Below are 17,054 nucleotides of genomic sequence, written 5' to 3'. Positions count from 1 at the left end.
TCGCCGTCAGGGGTGTCGGCGAGGTTTTTTTGCCCCTCAAGTCGATCAGTGGACTCATGAGGAGGAAACCCATGCGCGGTGCCAAGAGCGCCAAGTGGGTCGTGGGCGCGGTTGTCGTCGCCCTGGCCGCTACCGCCTGTGGCGGCGGTGGAGACACGAAGGACAAGGGAAGTGCTGCCGGTGGCGGCACGTTCCGGATGGGCAACACCGAGCCGGACACCATCGACCCGGGGCGCGCCCACGAGTCCACGGGCATCCTGGTCTCCGACGCCCTGTTCACCGGCCTGTACGCGAACACGCCGGACGGCCTGGCCGAGCCGGCGCTCGCCGAGTCGGCGAGCTCGGACGAGGCTTGCACGTCCTGGACCTTCAAGATCAAGCCCGACACCAAGTTCTCCAACGGCGAGGTCGTGGACGCCGAGGCGTTCGCCCGTGGTTGGGCCCGTGCCGCGCACAAGGCCGCCGCGTCCGACGTGGCGTACCACTTCGCCGGCATCAAGGGTTACGAGCAGCTGCAGGACGGCTCCGCCAAGACCTTCAGCGGTGTCACCACCCCGGACCCGACCACCCTCAAGGTGGACCTGTCCAAGGGTGACTGCGAGTTCGTCCTGAAGACGGCGCACGGCGTTTACAGCCCGGTCCCGAAGTCGGCCAAGGTCGGCGAAGAGGACAAGGCGTTCGGCGAGGCCCCCATCGGCAACGGTCCGTTCAAGATGGACGGCGTCTGGGAGCACAACAAGGCGATCAACCTGGTCCGCAACGACAGCTACGGCCTGACCAAGGCCTCGCTGGACAAGGTCCAGATCACGCTGCTCAACGACAAGACCGCGCACCAGCTCGAGTACGACGGCTTCCAGGCCGGCACCTTCGACTACGCGCACATCCCGACGCCGATGCTCAAGGTCGCCGAGGCCAAGTTCAAGGCGCAGAACAAGTGGTTCGCCAAGGACACGAGCGGCATGAACTTCATTCTGCCGATCGGTGACAACGGTCCGACCGCCTCCAAGGACGCCCGTCTGGCGATCTCCTACGCGATCGACCGTCAGGCCGTCGCCAAGGGTGTCTTCCAGGGCTTCCAGACCCCGTCGACCACCATCGTGCCGCCGTCGTTCCCGAAGGCGTACCAGAAGGACCTCTGCGTCTCCTGCGTCAAGCCGGACCCCGCCAAGGCCAAGGAGCACGCCGAGAAGGCGGGCCTGAAGCCCGGTAGCGAGATCAAGTTCAGCTTCAACACCGGTGCGGGCCACGAAGAGTGGGTCCAGGCCTTCGCGAAGCAGATCGAGGACGTCCTCGGCGTCAAGGTCAAGCTGGACGGCAAGGACTTCCCGGGCATGCTCAAGGAGCAGCAGAGCGGCCAGGCCACCGGCGTCTACCGCTTCGCGTGGGGCGCGGACTACCCGACCCCGGAGAACTTCCTCTTCCCGCTCCTGCACTCGTCCTCGATGGCGAAGGACGCCGAGGGCAACGTGACCGGTGACAACCGCGTCCGTTACAACAACCCGGAGTTCGACAAGCTGATCGACACGGCCCGCGCCACCAAGGACGAGGCCGCGCGCATCGCTCTCTACAAGCAGGCCGAGAAGATGGCCATGGACGACATGGCGCTCATCCCGACCTTCAACCGGTCCCAGTTCCGCCTGATGGCGACGGACAAGTTCAACGGTCTGGACGACATCAACTTCAGCGAGGACCCGATCCTCGAGAAGATCTCGCTCAAGAAGTAATCGGCCCGGACGGTATATCCGTCAGGAGCGATAGTGCCGCGGCCCCCCGGTGACCCGGTGGGCCGCGGCCCCGCTCGGCAGGCCGTTTTCACTTCGGCACCCCTCACATCCGCGGGCAATCCCCGCAGGCCGAGAGCCGGTCCGTTCCTTGGGCCGGAGGCCGCTGCTCCCAGAAGCGGCCAGGTAGAGAGGCAAAACATGGGAAGGTACGTCGCCCGTCGCCTCGGGCAGATGGTCATAGTCCTCATAGGCGCGACCATGGTTCTGTTCGCGTGTCTGTTCGTACTCCCCGGCGATCCCGTGGGTTCGATCGCGGGCAGCGACAAGGCACGTGACCCCGCAGTGGTCGCGGAACTCAAGGCGCGCTACGGGCTCGACAAGTCGCTGCCCGAGCAGTACGTGAACTACGTCGCGAAGGTTGCGACCGGAGACCTCGGCGAGGACTTCGTGCAGCGCCGCGAGGTATCCGAGATCCTCGCCCCCAAGCTTCAGAACACGGCGAAGCTGGCCCTGCTGGCCATCTGCCTCGTCACGGTGTTCGGCATGGGCGTCGGCATCATCGCCGCGCTCTACAGATACAGCATTCTCGACATGGCCACGACATTTTTTACGACCATGGCCGTCGGATTCCCCACCTTCGTGATCGGCATGCTGCTCATGAAGTTCTTCGCGGTGGACCTCCAGTGGTTCCCGCAGCTGGGCGGCGACAAGATCGAAGGCATGATCCTGCCCGCGATCACCCTCGCCATCACCGACGTCGCCTTCGTCGCCCGCCTCACCCGCGGCACGATGCTCGAGGTGCTGCGCGCGGACTACGTGAAGACGGCCGTGGCCAAGGGACTTCCGCGCCGCCGCGTGCTGTTCAAGCACGTGCTGCGCAACTCGTCCATTCCCGTGGTCACCTACCTGGGTATTTCGTTCGGCACGCTCCTCGGTGGTGCGCTCATCACTGAGGCGATCTTCAACTGGGACGGTGTCGGTCTGGCACTGGTTCAGGCGATTCAGCAGCAGAACAACCCGATCGTCATCGGTGTCGTGACCTACAGCGTCGCGATCTTCGTCGTCCTCAGCCTCATCGTGGACCTGCTGTACGCGGCCCTCGACCCGCGTATCCGCCTCAGCTGACCGCCCCCAAGGAGGATTTCCTCATGTCTGAGCTCGCAACGAGCCCGGCGATCGGGGACGAGAACCCCGTGTCGTCCGCTTCGGCCACGGCCGAACCCGCACCCAAGCAACTGAGCCAGTGGGGCGAGATCCGTCACCGCTACGTCCAGAACAAACTGGCCGTCGTCGGTCTCGTCATCATCTGCGTCCTGTTCCTGACCGCCATCTTCGGCAACATGCTCACGCCGTTCGACCCGGCGGCGCAGGACCTGGAGAACACCCTCGCCTCGCCCAACGGCACGCACTGGATGGGCACCGACGCCCTGGGCCGCGACATGTTCTCGCGCCTCATCGCCGGCACCCGCGTCGCCATGTTCGTCGGCCTCGCCTCGATCTTCTTCGCGGTGCTGATCGGTGTCGCCCTCGGCGCCATCGCCGGTTACTTCGCCGGCTTCGCCGACACCCTGGTCATGCGCGTCGCGGACGTCTTCCTCGCGTTCCCGCTGATGATCGGCGCCGTCGTCATCATCCTGGTCACCGGCCGCGGTATCACCCCGGTGATCATCTCGCTGGCGATCTTCTCCTGGGCGACCGTGTCCAGGCTCCTGCGCAGCTCGATCCTGTCGGTGCGCGAGATGGACTACGTCCACGCGGCCAAGGCGCTCGGCGCCAGCGGCTGGCGGATCGTGCGCACGCACATCCTGCCCAACTCGATGACCGCCGTACTGGTCTACGCGACCTTCAACGTCGGCACCACGATCATCGGCGTGGCCGCGCTGTCCTTCCTCGGCGCCGGCGTCCCCGTCGACGTCCCGGAGTGGGGCAACATGCTGGCGGCCGGTCAGGCATTCATCGGCGTCAATGACTACCTGTGGTACTTCCCCAGCCTGTTCGTCGTCGTCACCGTGCTCGGCTTCGCCTTCGTCGGCGACGGCCTGCGTGACGCGCTCGACCCGAAGCTCCGGTAGGGCCGCCCGATGCCCCGAGACAACATCAGCAAGCAGGACGAAGGTGGCGGCGTGACGACGTCGGAGATTCTCAGCGTTGCGGAGACGGGCGGCGGGTCCGCCGTGCCGCTGCTGGAGGTGGACAACCTCCAGGTCGAGTTCAAGACCCGTGACGGGGTCGCCAAGGCCGTCAACGGCGTGAGCTACAGCGTCAATTCCGGCGAGACCCTCGCCGTGCTCGGCGAGTCCGGCTCCGGCAAGTCCGTCACCGCCCAGGCGATCATGGGCATTCTCGACAGCCCGCCCGGACGGGTCGCGGGCGGCGAGGTGCGCTTCCACGGCAAGGACATCCTCAAGATGTCCGACGAGGAGCGCCGCAAGCTCCGCGGCAACAAGATGGCGATGATCTTCCAGGACGCGCTGTCCTCCCTGAACCCGGTCTACTCGGTGGGCGACCAGCTCGGCGAGATGTTCCGGGTGCACCGCGGCATGTCCAAGAAGGACTCGAAGGTCAAGGCCATCGAGCTCATGGACCGGGTGAAGATCCCGGCCGCCAAGGCGCGCGTGGGCGACTACCCGCACCAGTTCTCCGGCGGTATGCGCCAGCGCATCATGATCGCCATGGCGCTGGCCCTGGAGCCGGACCTGATCATCGCGGACGAGCCCACCACGGCTCTCGACGTGACGGTCCAGGCACAGGTCATGGACCTGCTCGCGGAGCTCCAGCGCGAGATGAACATGGGCCTGATCCTGATCACCCACGACCTCGGCGTGGTCGCCGACGTCGCGGACAAGATCGCGGTCATGTACGCGGGCCGGATCGTCGAGACCGCTCCGGTCCACGAGATCTACAAGCGCCCGTCCCACCCGTACACCCGGGGCCTGCTCGACTCGATCCCGCGCCTGGACCAGAAGGGCCAGGAGCTCTACGCGATCAAGGGCCTGCCGCCCAACCTGCTCCGCATCCCCGCGGGCTGCGCCTTCAGCCCGCGCTGCCCCAAGGCGCAGGACATCTGCCGTACGGAGATCCCGGTGCTGCACCCGGTCACCGAGCAGGACGGCACCGAACTGCCCGGCCGCGGCAGCGCGTGCCACTTCTGGAAGGATCAGATCCATGGCTGAGCTCACCAAGAACGCCACCGAGCGCGAGCCGATCCTCCAGGTCCGCAACCTGGTCAAGCACTTCCCGCTGACCCAGGGCATCCTGTTCAAGAAGCAGGTCGGCGCGGTCAAGGCGGTCGACGGGGTCTCCTTCGACCTCTACCAGGGCGAGACCCTCGGCATCGTCGGCGAGTCCGGCTGCGGCAAGTCCACGGTCGCCAAGCTGCTGATGAACCTGGAGCGCGCCACCGCGGGCCAGGTCCTCTACAAGGGCGAGGACATCAGCCGGCTGTCCGGCAAGGCCCTCAAGGCCGTCCGCCGCAACATCCAGATGGTGTTCCAGGACCCGTACACCTCGCTGAACCCGCGCATGACGGTCGGCGACATCATCGGCGAGCCCTTCGAGATCCACCCCGAGGTGGCTCCCAAGGGTGACCGGCGCCGCAAGGTCCAGGAGCTCCTGGACGTCGTGGGCCTGAACCCGGAGTACATCAACCGGTACCCGCACCAGTTCTCCGGCGGTCAGCGCCAGCGCATCGGCATCGCCCGCGGCCTCGCGCTCCAGCCCGAGATCATCATCTGCGACGAGCCGGTCTCCGCGCTCGACGTGTCGGTGCAGGCGCAGGTCATCAACCTGATGGAGAAGCTCCAGGACGAGTTCAACCTCTCCTACCTCTTCATCGCGCACGACCTGTCGATCGTCCGGCACATCTCGGACCGCGTGGGCGTCATGTACCTGGGCAAGATGGCCGAGATCGGCTCCGACGCCCAGATCTACGAGCACCCCACGCACCCGTACACCCAGGCGCTGCTCTCCGCCGTCCCGGTCCCCGACCCGGAGGCCCGCGAGGGCCGCGAGCGCATCATCCTCACCGGCGACGTCCCGTCCCCGGCCAACCCGCCGTCGGGCTGCCGCTTCCGCACCCGCTGCTGGAAGGCCCAGGACAAGTGCGCCACCGAGGAGCCGCTGCTGGCGATCCCGGAGCGCTTCAAGGGCCAGGACACCCTGGCCGCGCACGACTCGGCGTGCCACTTCGCGGAGGAGAAGGCCATCCTGGCCGTCTGACCCGCGACCGCACGACCCGACGGCCGGTCCCCGGCGCCCCACAAGGCGCCGGGGACCGGCCGTTTCCGCCGGACACCCCCGGTCCCTAAGGAAACCGGTTGCGGCCCCGGGAGCCCGGGTCGGACAGTGGCGCAATGACCCTCACCGTACGGCCCGCCGGGCCCGGAGACGCGGCCGACATCTGCGCCCTGCTGAACGCCGTCGACGTGATCGAGATCGGCCGCCCGGAGACCGACCTGGGCAGCGTCGAGGCCGACCTCAACCTCCCCGACGCGGACCTCGCCGCCGACTCCTGGCTCGCCTTCCAGGACGGCCGGCTCGTGGCCTACGCCTTCGTCTGGGCGGATTCCGGGCCCGGCCGCGTCGACGGGGACCACTACGTCCTGCCCGGCCACCGGGAAGCCGCCCTCCTGCTGCTGGAGCACATGGAGGCCCGGGCCCGGCAACTGGCCGCCGGTCCCGGCGTCCTGCGACTCCAGCTCAACGTGAAACCCACCCTCGACCTCTCCCTCCTCACCGGGCGCGGCTACCGCACCATCCGCCGCTACCAGGTCATGACCCGCGCGTTGACCCGGGCCGGCGACCTTCCGCCGGCCGCGCCCGCCGGACTCACCCTGCGGCACTGCGCCGACGACGAGGCCGACCACCGCAGGGCCCACGCCCTGGTCGAGGAGGCCTTCGCGGCGCACTTCGGCCACGTGCGGCGCGCGTACGAGCCCTGGCTGGACCACATCGACGGCCGCAAGCTCGACTGGTCGCTGGTGTGGATCGCGAGCCTGCCCGGCCAGGGCGACGTGGGCGTGCTGCTCAGCCGGGACGACCGTACGAGCATGGGCTGGCTCAACTACCTCGGCGTGCGCGAGGACCTGCGCGGCCGCGGCATCGGCGGCTTCCTGCTGCGCCACGCCTTCGCCGTCTACGCGGCGCGCGGCCGGGACACGGTGGGCCTCGGCGTGGACACCCACAACGAGAGCGGCGCCCTCGCGCTCTACGAGGCGCACGGCATGGACCTGTACTACGCGGTCGACAGCTGGGAGCTGGAACTGGCCGTGCACTCGCAGGGGTGACAGGCGCATCACACGCGGGTGCAATTGGTCCAACCAGGAGTGCAAGCCGCCCTACATAGGGTGACATTGGCCCCTAAGTGAATCTTGGGACCTTTAGGAGGCACTCCATGCGCGGAGCCACCCACGCCAAGTGGGCCGCATGTGCGGTGGCCGTCGCTCTCGCGGCGACGGCCTGCGGCGGCGGCGACGACGGCGGCGCAGGCGCTGGCGAGGCGGGAATCGTCAGCTCCTCGTGGGGTGACCCGCAGAACCCTCTGGAGCCGGCCAACACCAACGAGGTCCAGGGTGGCAAGGTCCTCGACATGATCTTCCGGGGTCTGAAGCGCTATGACCCGAAGACCGGCGAGGCGAAGAACATGCTCGCCGAGAAGATCGAGACGACCGACAACCAGAACTTCACCGTCACGCTGAAGGACGGCTGGAAGTTCAGCAACGACGAGCCGGTCACCGCCCAGTCCTTCGTGGACGCCTGGAACTACGCCGCCGACGTGCGCAACAAGCAGAACAACGCGACGCCGTTCTTCGAGTACATCGTCGGGTTCACCGATGTGCACCCGGCATCCGGCGAGCCCAAGGCCAAGACCATGTCCGGCCTGGTCGTCAAGGACGCCAAGACCTTCACCGTCGCCCTGACGCAGAAGTTCTCCACCTGGCCCGAGACCCTCGGCTACCAGGCCTTCTCCCCGCTGCCCAAGGCCTTCTTCACCGACCACGCCGGCTGGCTGAACAAGCCCATCGGCAACGGCCCGTACACGGTGGACTCGTACACCAAGGGCGCCGGCATGAAGCTGCGCAAGTGGGACGGCTACCCCGGCGAGGACAAGGCACAGAACGGCGGAGTGGACCTGAAGGTCTACACCGACAACAACACCGCCTACACCGACCTGATCTCCGGCAACCTCGACCTCGTCGACGACGTCCCGGCGCAGCAGCTGAAGAACGTCAAGAACGACCTCGGCGACCGCTACATCAACCAGCCGGCCCTCATCATCCAGACCCTCACCTTCCCGCTGTACGACCCGCAGTGGAGCAAGGAGGGCATGGAAAAGGTCCGCCGTGGCATCTCCATGGCCATCAACCGCGACGAGATCACCAAGCAGATCTTCCGCGACACCCGCACCCCCGCGAAGGACTGGACCTCGCCCGCCCTCGGCGAGAAGGGCGGCTTCAACTCCACTCTTTGCGGCGACGCCTGCAAGTTCGACCCCGTCGAGGCCAAGAGGCTCATCCAGGAGGGCGGCGGCCTGCCCGGCGGCAAGGTCACGCTCACCTCCAACGTGGACACCGGCTCGCACCGCGACTGGATGGACGCCGTCTGCAACAGCATCAACAACGCGCTGAGCGAGGGGCCGGTCTGCACCGTCAACCCTGTCGGTACCTTCGCCGACTTCAGGAACCGGCAGACCAGCTTCAAGCTGACCGGCCCCTTCCGCTCGGGCTGGCAGGCTGACTACCCGCTGATCCAGAACTTCCTGGAGCCGCTCTACACCACCGGCGCCTCCTCGAACTACGGCAAGTTCAGCAATACCGACCTCGACAAGCTCGTCGACGAGGCCAACGCGGAGAGCGACGCCGCCAAGGCGATCACCAAGTTCCAGGACGCGGAGAAGATCCTCGCCGAGCAGATGCCGTCCATCCCGCTCTGGTACCAGAACGGCAGCGCCGGCTACTCCGAGCGGGTCTCGGACGTGACCCTCAACCAGTTCAGCGTGCCGGTCTACGACGCGATCAAGGTCAGCTGACCCTCGTACGGATCGATCCTGGAGCAGTCCATGGGACGTTATGTGATCCGGCGGCTGCTGCAGATGATCCCGGTGTTCATCGGCAGCACGTTCCTGATCTTCTTCATGGTGTACGCGCTCGGTGATCCGGTCGCGGCCCTCTTCGGCGACAAGGCCCCCGACCCGGCCACCGCCGCGCGCATCCGCAAGGACCTCTACCTCGACCAGCCCCTGTGGAAGCAGTACCTCCACTACATGGGCCAGATCTTCCAGGGCGACTTCGGCACGGCCTTCAACGGACAGAAGGTCACGGAGCTGATGGCCAGCGCCTTCCCCGTCACCCTGCGCCTGACCATCGTCGCGATCGTCATCGAGATCCTCGTCGGCATCACGCTCGGCGTGATCAGCGGCCTGCGCCGCGGCAAGGCCGTCGACACCAGCCTGCTCGTGCTCACCCTCGTGGTCATCTCGGTGCCCACCTTTGTGACGGGCTACCTGCTCCAGTTCGTCCTCGGCGTCAAATGGGGCTGGGTACGGCCCACCGTCTCCCCGGACGCCCCCTTCAACGAGCTGCTCCTGCCCGGCATCGTCCTCGCGCTGGTCTCCCTCGCCTACGTCACCCGGCTCTCCCGCACCTCCATCGCCGAGAACGTGAAGGCCGACTACGTCCGTACCGCCGTCGCCAAGGGCCTGCCCCGCCACCGGGTGATCACCCGCCACCTGCTGCGCAACTCACTGATCCCGGTGGTCACCTTCATCGGCACCGACATCGGCGCCCTGATGGGCGGCGCCATCGTCACCGAGCGCATCTTCAACATCCACGGCGTCGGCTACCAGCTCTACCAGGGCATCCTGCGCAACAACTCGCCCACCGTCGTGGGCTTCGTGACCATCCTCGTCATCGTCTTCCTGGTGGCGAACCTGCTCGTCGACCTGCTCTACGCGGTCCTGGACCCGAGGATCCGTTATGCCTGAGCCCGAGCGTCCCGAGCGTCCCGAGCGTCCCGAGCGTCCCGAGCGCCCAGAAGGGCCCGGCGGTTACGACCCGGTCGGTCCCCGTCCCCGCGAGGCGATGTCACCCACCGGCCAGGGAGGGGCCATGGACCTCGCCCTGGAGGAGGCCGAGAGCGTCGAGGGCATCGAGAAGGTCCAGGGCCCGGCCAGCGGCCCCGGCCCCGGTCCCGGCCCCAGTCCCGGCCCCGGCCCCACGGAGCGGGCCCGCTCCCTGTGGTCCGACGCCTGGCACCAGCTGCGCCGCAATCCCGTCTTCGTCCTCTCCTCGCTGTTGATCCTCTTCCTCGTCGTCATCTCGATCTGGCCCCAGCTCATCGCCGGCGGTGACCCGCTCCAGTGCGACCTGTCCAAATCGCAGCAGGGCTCCGCCCCCGGCCACCCCTTCGGCTATGACACGCAGGGCTGCGACGTCTACACCCGCACCGTCTACGGAGCCCGCGCCTCCATCACCGTGGGCATCTGCGCCACCCTCGGCGCGGCCCTGCTCGGCTCCGTGCTCGGCGGGCTCGCCGGCTTCTTCGGCGGCTGGGGCGACGCGCTGCTCTCCCGGGTCGCCGACATCTTCTTCGGCATCCCGGTCGTCCTCGGCGGCCTCGTCTTCCTGTCCGTCGTCACCAGCACCACCGTCTGGCCCGTGATCGGCTTCATCGTGCTGCTGGGCTGGCCGCAGATCGCCCGCATCGCCCGCGGCTCGGTGATCACCGCCAAACAGAACGACTACGTCCAGGCCGCCCGGGCCCTGGGCGCCGGCAACGGCCGGATGCTGCTGCGGCACGTGGCGCCCAACGCCGTCGCCCCCGTCATCGTCGTCGCCACGATCGCGCTGGGCACGTACATCGCCCTGGAGGCCACCCTGTCCTTCCTCGGCGTGGGCCTGCGCCCGCCCACCGTCTCCTGGGGCATCGACATCTCCAACGCGGCCTCGCAGATCCGCAACGCCCCCCACATGCTGCTCTACCCGGCGGGCGCGCTCAGCCTGACCGTGCTCGCCTTCATCATGCTCGGCGACGCGGTGCGCGACGCCCTCGACCCCAAGCTGCGCTGAGGAGCCCCGCACATGCTGCTCGAAGTCCGCGACCTGCACGTGGAATTCAAGACGCGCGACGGAGTCGCGAAGGCGGTCAACGGAGTCGACTACGCGGTGGACGAGGGCGAGACGCTCGCCGTGCTCGGCGAGTCCGGCTCCGGCAAGTCGGTGACCGCCCAGGCCGTGATGGGCATCCTCGACGTGCCGCCGGGCCGGATCGCGGGCGGCGAGATCCTCTTCAAGGGCCGGGACCTGCTGAAGATGAAGGAGGAGGAGCGGCGCAGGATCCGCGGCGCCGACATGGCGATGATCTTCCAGGACGCGCTGTCCTCCCTGAACCCGGTCCTGAGCGTGGGCGCGCAGCTCGGCGAGATGTACGAGGTCCACCGCGGGATGTCCCGCAAGGACGCCAGGGCCAGGGCCGTCGAACTGATGGACCGGGTGAGGATCCCGGCGGCGAAGGAGCGGGTGGGGGACTACCCGCACCAGTTCTCGGGCGGCATGCGCCAGCGCATCATGATCGCCATGGCGCTGGCCCTGGAACCCTCGCTGATCATCGCGGACGAGCCCACGACGGCCCTGGACGTCACCGTCCAGGCCCAGGTGATGGACCTGCTGGCCGAGCTCCAGCGCGAGCTGAACATGGGCCTCATCCTGATCACCCACGACCTGGGCGTGGTCGCGGACGTGGCCGACAAGATCGCCGTCATGTACGCGGGCCGGATCGTCGAGGCGGCCCCGGTCCACGAGATCTACCAGGCGCCCGCGCACCCGTACACGCGCGGCCTGCTGGACTCCATCCCGCGCCTGGACCAGAAGGGCCAGGAGCTGTACGCGATCAAGGGCCTGCCGCCGAACCTGCTGGCCATCCCGCCCGGCTGCGCCTTCAACCCGCGCTGCCCGATGGCGCGGGCGGTGTGCCGCACCGACGTCCCGCCGCTGTACGAGGTGACCGAGTCGCCCGTGGAGCGGACCAGCGCCTGCCACTTCTGGAAGGAGTGCCTCCATGGCTGAGTCCCTTCTGGAAGTGAAGGACCTGGTCAAGCACTACCCGCTGACCCGGGGCATCGTCTTCCGCAGGCAGGTCGGCGCGGTCAAGGCCGTCGACGGGGTCTCCTTCGACCTGCGCGCCGGCGAGACGCTGGGCATCGTCGGCGAGTCCGGCTGCGGCAAGTCGACCGTGGCCAAGATGCTGGTCCACCTGGAGCGGCCGACGGCGGGCGCGATCTCGTACAAGGGCGAGGACATCACGAAGCTGTCGGGGCGCGCCCTGAAGGCCGTGCGCCGCAACATCCAGATGGTGTTCCAGGACCCGTACACCTCGCTGAACCCGCGCATGACGGTCGGCGACATCATCGGCGAGCCGTACGAGATCCACCCCGAGGTCGCGCCGAGGGGTTCGCGCCGGCAGAAGGTCCAGGAGCTGCTGGACGTCGTCGGCCTGAACCCCGAGTACATCAACCGCTACCCGCACCAGTTCTCCGGCGGCCAGCGCCAGCGCATCGGCATCGCCCGGGGCCTGGCCCTGCGGCCCGAGATCATCGTGGCCGACGAGCCGGTCTCCGCGCTCGACGTCTCCGTCCAGGCCCAGGTGATCAACCTGCTGGAGCGGCTCCAGAGCGACTTCGACCTGTCCTACGTCTTCATCGCGCACGACCTCTCGATCGTGCGGCACATCTCCGACCGGGTCGGCGTCATGTACCTGGGCCGGATCGTCGAGATCGGCTCCGACACCCAGATCTACGACCACCCTACCCACCCGTACACCCAGGCGCTGCTCTCCGCCGTCCCGGTTCCCGACCCGGGGGCACGCGCCCACCGCGAGCGCATCCTGCTGGCCGGCGACGTCCCGTCCCCGGCCAACCCGCCGTCGGGCTGCCCCTTCCGCACCCGCTGCTGGAAGGCGCAGGAGCGGTGCGTGGTGGAGGTGCCGCTGCTCGCGGTCCCCGGGGTCTTCCCCTCGGGCCCGGCGGCGCACCCCTCGGCCTGTCACTTCGCGGCGGAGAAGCAGGTGGTCCCGCCGACCGCCCCGCCTACTCCACCACCACCTGCGCCGCAGCCTCCGCAGCCTCCGCAGGCTCCGCCGACGAAGGAATAGCCGCCGACCGATTATTTCCGGCCACCGCCGGTGTTTCCGGCGTGGAAACCACCACCGCCCCCGCAACACGGTTTACACGGGGGCAACTTGACCGTTTCTGCCCCGAGATCTGGGGCATGCAGCCTGGACGACGTGCGGCCGTGCGGGTGCCGACAGCCGGCCGGGGAGGCGTACAGACTCTCCGGCCGGCCTCCCCGTGACCCCACTCATGCGCGGCGTGCGCCCCTCGTGCTGCCGGATTTCGATCGATGCGCTGGCACGGATAGTTATGATCCGTAGCGCACGGTGGGTATGACTCTCGCCGAGCACGAATACGCGTACCGATGTCCGCTCGACGTGGAGGTGAAACGCCGTGGCACTCTCGATCTCCGCCGTGGTGCTGCTGGCGATCATCGTCTTCCTGCTGGTCCGAAGGTCGGGACTGAAGGCGGGACACGCGGTGGTCTGTGTGCTCCTGGGCTTCTACCTGGCGAGTTCCACCGTCGCCCCGACCCTCAGTCAGCTCACGTCGAATGTGGCGACCATGATCAGTGGCCTCAAGTTCTAGGACGCCCACCTAGGCTAGGGCCCATGAACGGTCTTCCCGCCCGTCGTCTGCTCCTCGTGCACGCGCACCCCGACGACGAGTCGATCAACAACGGCGTCACCATGGCCAAGTACGCGGCCGAGGGCGCTCATGTCGCGTTGGTGACCTGCACCCTGGGCGAGGAGGGCGAGGTCATCCCGCCCGGGCTCGCCCACCTGACGGCCGACCGCGACGACACCCTCGGCGCCCACCGCGTCGGCGAGCTGGCCGCCGCCATGGCCGAACTGGGCGTCCACGACCACCGGTTCCTCGGCGGCCCCGGCCGCTTCCGGGACTCCGGGATGATGGGCGCCCCGCAGAACCACCGCCCGGAGGCCTTCTGGTCCGCCGACGTGGACGAGGCCGCGGCCTACCTCGTGGAGGTGATCCGGGAGCTGCGCCCGCAGGTGCTCGTCACGTACGACCCGGACGGCGGGTACGGGCACCCCGACCACATCCAGGCCCACCGGGTCGCCATGCGCGCCGCCGAACTGGCGGCGGAGAGCGCGTACCGGCGCGACCTCGGCGAGCCCCACGCGATCGAGAAGATCTACTGGAACCGCGTCCCGCTCTCGGTGGTCGAGGAGGGCTTCGCCAGGCTGCGCGCGGCCGGGGTCAAAGCCCCCTTCCCGGGGCTGGCCTCGCCCGAGGACGTGCCGGGGGTCGTCGCCGACGAGCAGATCACCGCCGAGATCGGCGACGCCCGGCCGGCCGAGCAGACCTTCGCGGCGGCGAAGGCGGCCGCCATGCGGGCCCACGCCACCCAGATCGCCGTGGACGGACCCTTCTTCGCGCTCTCCAACGACCTGGCGCAGCCCCTGTTCGCCCGCGAGTACTACGAACTCGTCGAGGGCCGGCCGGGCGCCCCGGCGGGCACGCGCGAACACGACCTCTTCGCGGGGGTGGAGGCATGACCGGCACGCTGACGGCGGGGCGGATCGCCGCATCCCTGGGCCTGCTCGCCGTGGGCGCGCTCACCGGCGCGGCCGGCTGGCTGGTGGTGGACCTGTGGTTCCCCGGCGGCCTCGTGCTCGCGCTGCTCGCCGTCTTCGGGCTCTTCCTCGGGGGCCGGATCGCCCTCGGGACCGGCTTCGGCGTGGGCGGGGCCGCGGCCGGCTGGTTCCTCGCGTACGTGATGCTCGCCGTCCCGCGCCCCGAGGGCGACTTCCTCCTCAGTTCGTCCGGAATCGGCATGTACGCCTACCTTTTGGGGGGAACGGTTCTCGCTGTGATGTGCGCCACGATGCGCGATCCGCGGGATCGGTCGATTTCAGCCGCGCGGCCCGCCAAGTGACGTGGTGTCGGACCCCGTAGGGACTTCGATTCACGCCGGTTCGTGGGGGCGCGCGGGGGTTCGCGGGGCGCTTCAGGGGGGTTTGGCGGGCGCTATGAGGAACCCCTGATTCCCCGCAGTCAGTTGCGCGCGGGCGGCGGCCAGTATGGTGGACGGGCCGCCGAGCTGCCCGCGCACGGTATGACGGGCGGCGGAGCCAACCGGGAGAACCTGCCTTGAGTCGTGAAACCGACAGTTCGTCCTCCGGGCCCAAGGGGCACGGTGGAGCCGCTTACCCCTCGGGTACGCCGCCGTATGGAACCGGCCAGCAAACGTCCACGACTGTGCCGCCTGGGCCTGGTGCGGCGACCGCTCCGGAGGAGAACCCTGTGACCTCGAAGCCGTCCACGCCCGAATCCGACGGGCCCAAGACCGAAACCACCCTGACGACCCGGATCCGGATCAACATCCCGGGTTCGCGGCCGATCCCGCCGGTGGTCGTGCGCAAGGCGATGGGCAACAGCTCCGGCCCGGCCGACGCCGGGCCGCAGGCGCCCGACCAGACTCCGGGCCAGGCGCCCGAGCCGACGCCCGGGCCGCCGCTTCCGCCGTTCCCGAAGCCCCAGCCGACCCGGATCGAGGCCGCGCCGGAGCCGCCCCGCGCTCAGGGAGGCGCTCCGGCCGAAGCCGGTGAGGAGGCCGCCAGCAACTGGTTCGCCCCCCGCAAGCCGGCCGCCCCGGCCCCGGCGCAGACGCCGCCGGCCGCGCCCGCCCCGCCGCTCGCCCAGCGGCCCGTACGCGGCCCCGCGGCCACCCCGCCGCCGGGCGCGGCGGGCGCGGGCTTCGCGCCGCCGCGCACCCAGGTTCCGCCGCCGGACGCCGCCCACGTGCGGCCCGGCACCCCGCCGATGCCCGTGTCGGACTACGGCCGGGGTATCTGGACGACCCAGGACTTCCCGGCGTACGGGAGCGACCAGGCCGATGGCGGTCCCGCCACCGAGGCGTTTCCCGCCTACGGCGGCCAGGCCGGCGCAGGCCCCGCCGGACCGACCGGCGGCCCCGGCTTCGGGACCGGTCCCGTCGGCGGCCCCGTCGGCGGGCCTCCCGCCGAGGGAGCGCCCCGCTGGCCCGGCCCGGAGCTGGACGTCCCGCTGCCGACCCCGGTACCGGCGCCCGCACCCGCCGTACCCCGCCCCGCGGCCGCGCAGCAGAAGGCCACCGCCAAACCCGCCAAGAAGGGCCGCTCCAAGCTGGTCCTGCTCGGCGGCGGCATCGTGGCCCTCCTCGGCGTGGCCTACGGCGCCGGGCTGCTCCTGAACCACTCCGACGTCCCCAAGGGCACCACCGTCCTCGGCGTCGACATCAGCGGCAGCCGCGACGACGCCGTGTCCAAGCTCCAGACGGCCTTCGGCACCCGCGCCGCCGCCCCGATCCAGCTCAGTGTCGGCGGCAAGCAGGTCGAGCTGAAGCCCGAGAAGGCCGGCCTGACCCTGGACAGCCAGACCACCGTCCGCAACGCGGCCGGCAGCGACTACAACCCCGTCACGGTCATCGGCTCGCTCCTCGGCAACGAGCGGGTCGCCGACCCCGTGATGCCGGTCGACGAGGAGAAGCTCCAGGTCGCGCTGCAGGAGCTCGCCGGCACGGCGGGCACGGCCACCGAGGGCACGATCACCTTCGACACCGGCAAGGCCGTCGCCGTCCCCGGCAAGCCCGGCACCACCCTCGACGTGGACGGCTCGGTCGAGCAGGTCACCAAGGCCTTCCGCGACCAGGTCGCCACCGGCAAGGCGGCCGTGGCCGAACTGCCGACCACCACCAAGGCGCCGGTCATCGACCAGGCCGAACTGGACCGGGCCATGAAGGAGTTCGCGGAGCCCGCGATGTCCGCCAACGCCACCGTCAAGGTGGGCACCAAGTCCATCGCCTTCGGCAGCAAGTCCCTGCCCAAGATCCTCAGCATGCAGGCCGTGGAGGGCCGCCTGACCGAGAAGTTCGACCTGGAGGCGCTCAAGGCGACCTACGGGAACACCTTCGACGGGATCCTGATCACCCGCGGCACCGGCGCCAAGACTGCGGTCACCCCGCAGGACGTGGCGGGCGCCCTCACCAAGGCCCTGCGCGGCAAGACCCCGGCGGAGCGGATCGTAGTCATCGAAACCAACGCGTCCTAGCCCACCCCCGCCTCGGCGGCGCCAAACCCGGCTTCGCCGGCCCACCCCCGCCTCGGCGGACCCAAACCCGGCTTCGGCGGAGCCACCCTCAGCCTCGCCGGGGGGGGGGGGGGGGGGGGGGAAGAGGGGGGGGGGGGGGGGGAGGGGGGGGGGGGGGGGGGGGGGGAGGGGGA

General features: G+C 69.4%; 15 protein-coding genes. All 15 read left to right on the top strand.

Features of this window, described 5'->3' with window-relative positions:
- Positions 1–71: 71 nt before the first annotated feature.
- The 15 genes from ACZ4TV_RS29590 (at position 72) to ACZ4TV_RS29520 (ending at position 16,881) form a co-directional block, all read left to right on the top strand.
- Entirely contained in the window at positions 72–1,724 is a 1,653-nt protein-coding gene (locus ACZ4TV_RS29590; RefSeq protein ID WP_468138159.1) for a peptide ABC transporter substrate-binding protein, read from the top strand.
- A 198-nt stretch (positions 1,725–1,922) separates the two neighbouring features.
- Positions 1,923–2,849 carry an ABC transporter permease gene (locus ACZ4TV_RS29585; protein ID WP_468138157.1) on the top strand — a complete coding sequence of 309 codons (927 nt, stop codon included), beginning with the start codon at positions 1,923–1,925 and terminating at the stop codon, positions 2,847–2,849.
- A gap of 23 nt (positions 2,850–2,872) precedes the next feature.
- A complete protein-coding gene (locus ACZ4TV_RS29580; protein WP_468138156.1) occupies positions 2,873–3,796 on the top strand; it encodes an ABC transporter permease in 924 nt (307 codons plus the stop codon).
- Between the two features lie 9 nt (positions 3,797–3,805).
- Entirely contained in the window at positions 3,806–4,897 is a 1,092-nt protein-coding gene (locus tag ACZ4TV_RS29575) for an ABC transporter ATP-binding protein (RefSeq protein ID WP_468138154.1), read from the top strand.
- The gene (locus ACZ4TV_RS29570) at positions 4,890–5,942 is read left to right on the top strand and encodes an ABC transporter ATP-binding protein (protein ID WP_468138153.1); all 1,053 of its coding nucleotides are present in this window, start codon (positions 4,890–4,892) and stop codon (positions 5,940–5,942) included. The genes ACZ4TV_RS29575 and ACZ4TV_RS29570 overlap by 8 nt, the downstream gene beginning before the upstream one ends.
- A gap of 134 nt (positions 5,943–6,076) precedes the next feature.
- On the top strand, positions 6,077–7,009 hold the full coding sequence (locus ACZ4TV_RS29565) for a GNAT family N-acetyltransferase (RefSeq protein ID WP_468138152.1): 933 nt from the start codon (positions 6,077–6,079) through the stop codon (positions 7,007–7,009).
- Between the two features lie 107 nt (positions 7,010–7,116).
- Positions 7,117–8,751, top strand: a complete 1,635-nt coding sequence (locus ACZ4TV_RS29560) for a peptide ABC transporter substrate-binding protein (RefSeq protein ID WP_468138151.1) — start codon at positions 7,117–7,119, stop codon at positions 8,749–8,751.
- A 30-nt stretch (positions 8,752–8,781) separates the two neighbouring features.
- Positions 8,782–9,705, top strand: coding sequence for an ABC transporter permease (locus tag ACZ4TV_RS29555; RefSeq protein WP_468138150.1), 924 nt, complete (start codon positions 8,782–8,784; stop codon positions 9,703–9,705).
- Positions 9,698–10,789 carry an ABC transporter permease gene (locus tag ACZ4TV_RS29550; protein WP_468138149.1) on the top strand — a complete coding sequence of 364 codons (1,092 nt, stop codon included), beginning with the start codon at positions 9,698–9,700 and terminating at the stop codon, positions 10,787–10,789. The genes ACZ4TV_RS29555 and ACZ4TV_RS29550 overlap by 8 nt, the downstream gene beginning before the upstream one ends.
- A gap of 12 nt (positions 10,790–10,801) precedes the next feature.
- On the top strand, positions 10,802–11,785 hold the full coding sequence (locus ACZ4TV_RS29545; protein WP_468138148.1) for an ABC transporter ATP-binding protein: 984 nt from the start codon (positions 10,802–10,804) through the stop codon (positions 11,783–11,785).
- Complete coding sequence (locus ACZ4TV_RS29540; RefSeq protein ID WP_468138147.1) at positions 11,778–12,869, top strand: ABC transporter ATP-binding protein; 1,092 nt, start codon at positions 11,778–11,780, stop codon at positions 12,867–12,869. Before ACZ4TV_RS29545 ends, ACZ4TV_RS29540 begins: the two co-directional genes overlap by 8 nt.
- A 352-nt stretch (positions 12,870–13,221) precedes the next feature.
- Positions 13,222–13,416: a hypothetical protein gene (locus ACZ4TV_RS29535; protein WP_468138146.1), complete on the top strand. Its 195-nt coding sequence runs from the start codon at positions 13,222–13,224 to the stop codon at positions 13,414–13,416.
- Between the two features lie 23 nt (positions 13,417–13,439).
- Complete coding sequence (gene mshB, locus ACZ4TV_RS29530; protein ID WP_468138145.1) at positions 13,440–14,348, top strand: N-acetyl-1-D-myo-inositol-2-amino-2-deoxy-alpha-D-glucopyranoside deacetylase; 909 nt, start codon at positions 13,440–13,442, stop codon at positions 14,346–14,348.
- A complete protein-coding gene (locus tag ACZ4TV_RS29525; RefSeq protein WP_468138144.1) occupies positions 14,345–14,728 on the top strand; it encodes a DUF6113 family protein in 384 nt (127 codons plus the stop codon). The genes mshB and ACZ4TV_RS29525 overlap by 4 nt, the downstream gene beginning before the upstream one ends.
- Positions 14,729–14,943: 215 nt before the next feature.
- On the top strand, positions 14,944–16,881 hold the full coding sequence (locus tag ACZ4TV_RS29520) for a peptidoglycan binding domain-containing protein (RefSeq protein WP_468138143.1): 1,938 nt from the start codon (positions 14,944–14,946) through the stop codon (positions 16,879–16,881).
- The last annotated feature ends 173 nt before the right edge of the window (positions 16,882–17,054 follow it).

The organism is Streptomyces sp. NPDC028910 (assembly GCF_055564955.1).
The sequence above is the reverse complement of the archived record's forward strand: the minus strand, read 5'-3'. Positions and strand labels throughout refer to the sequence as shown.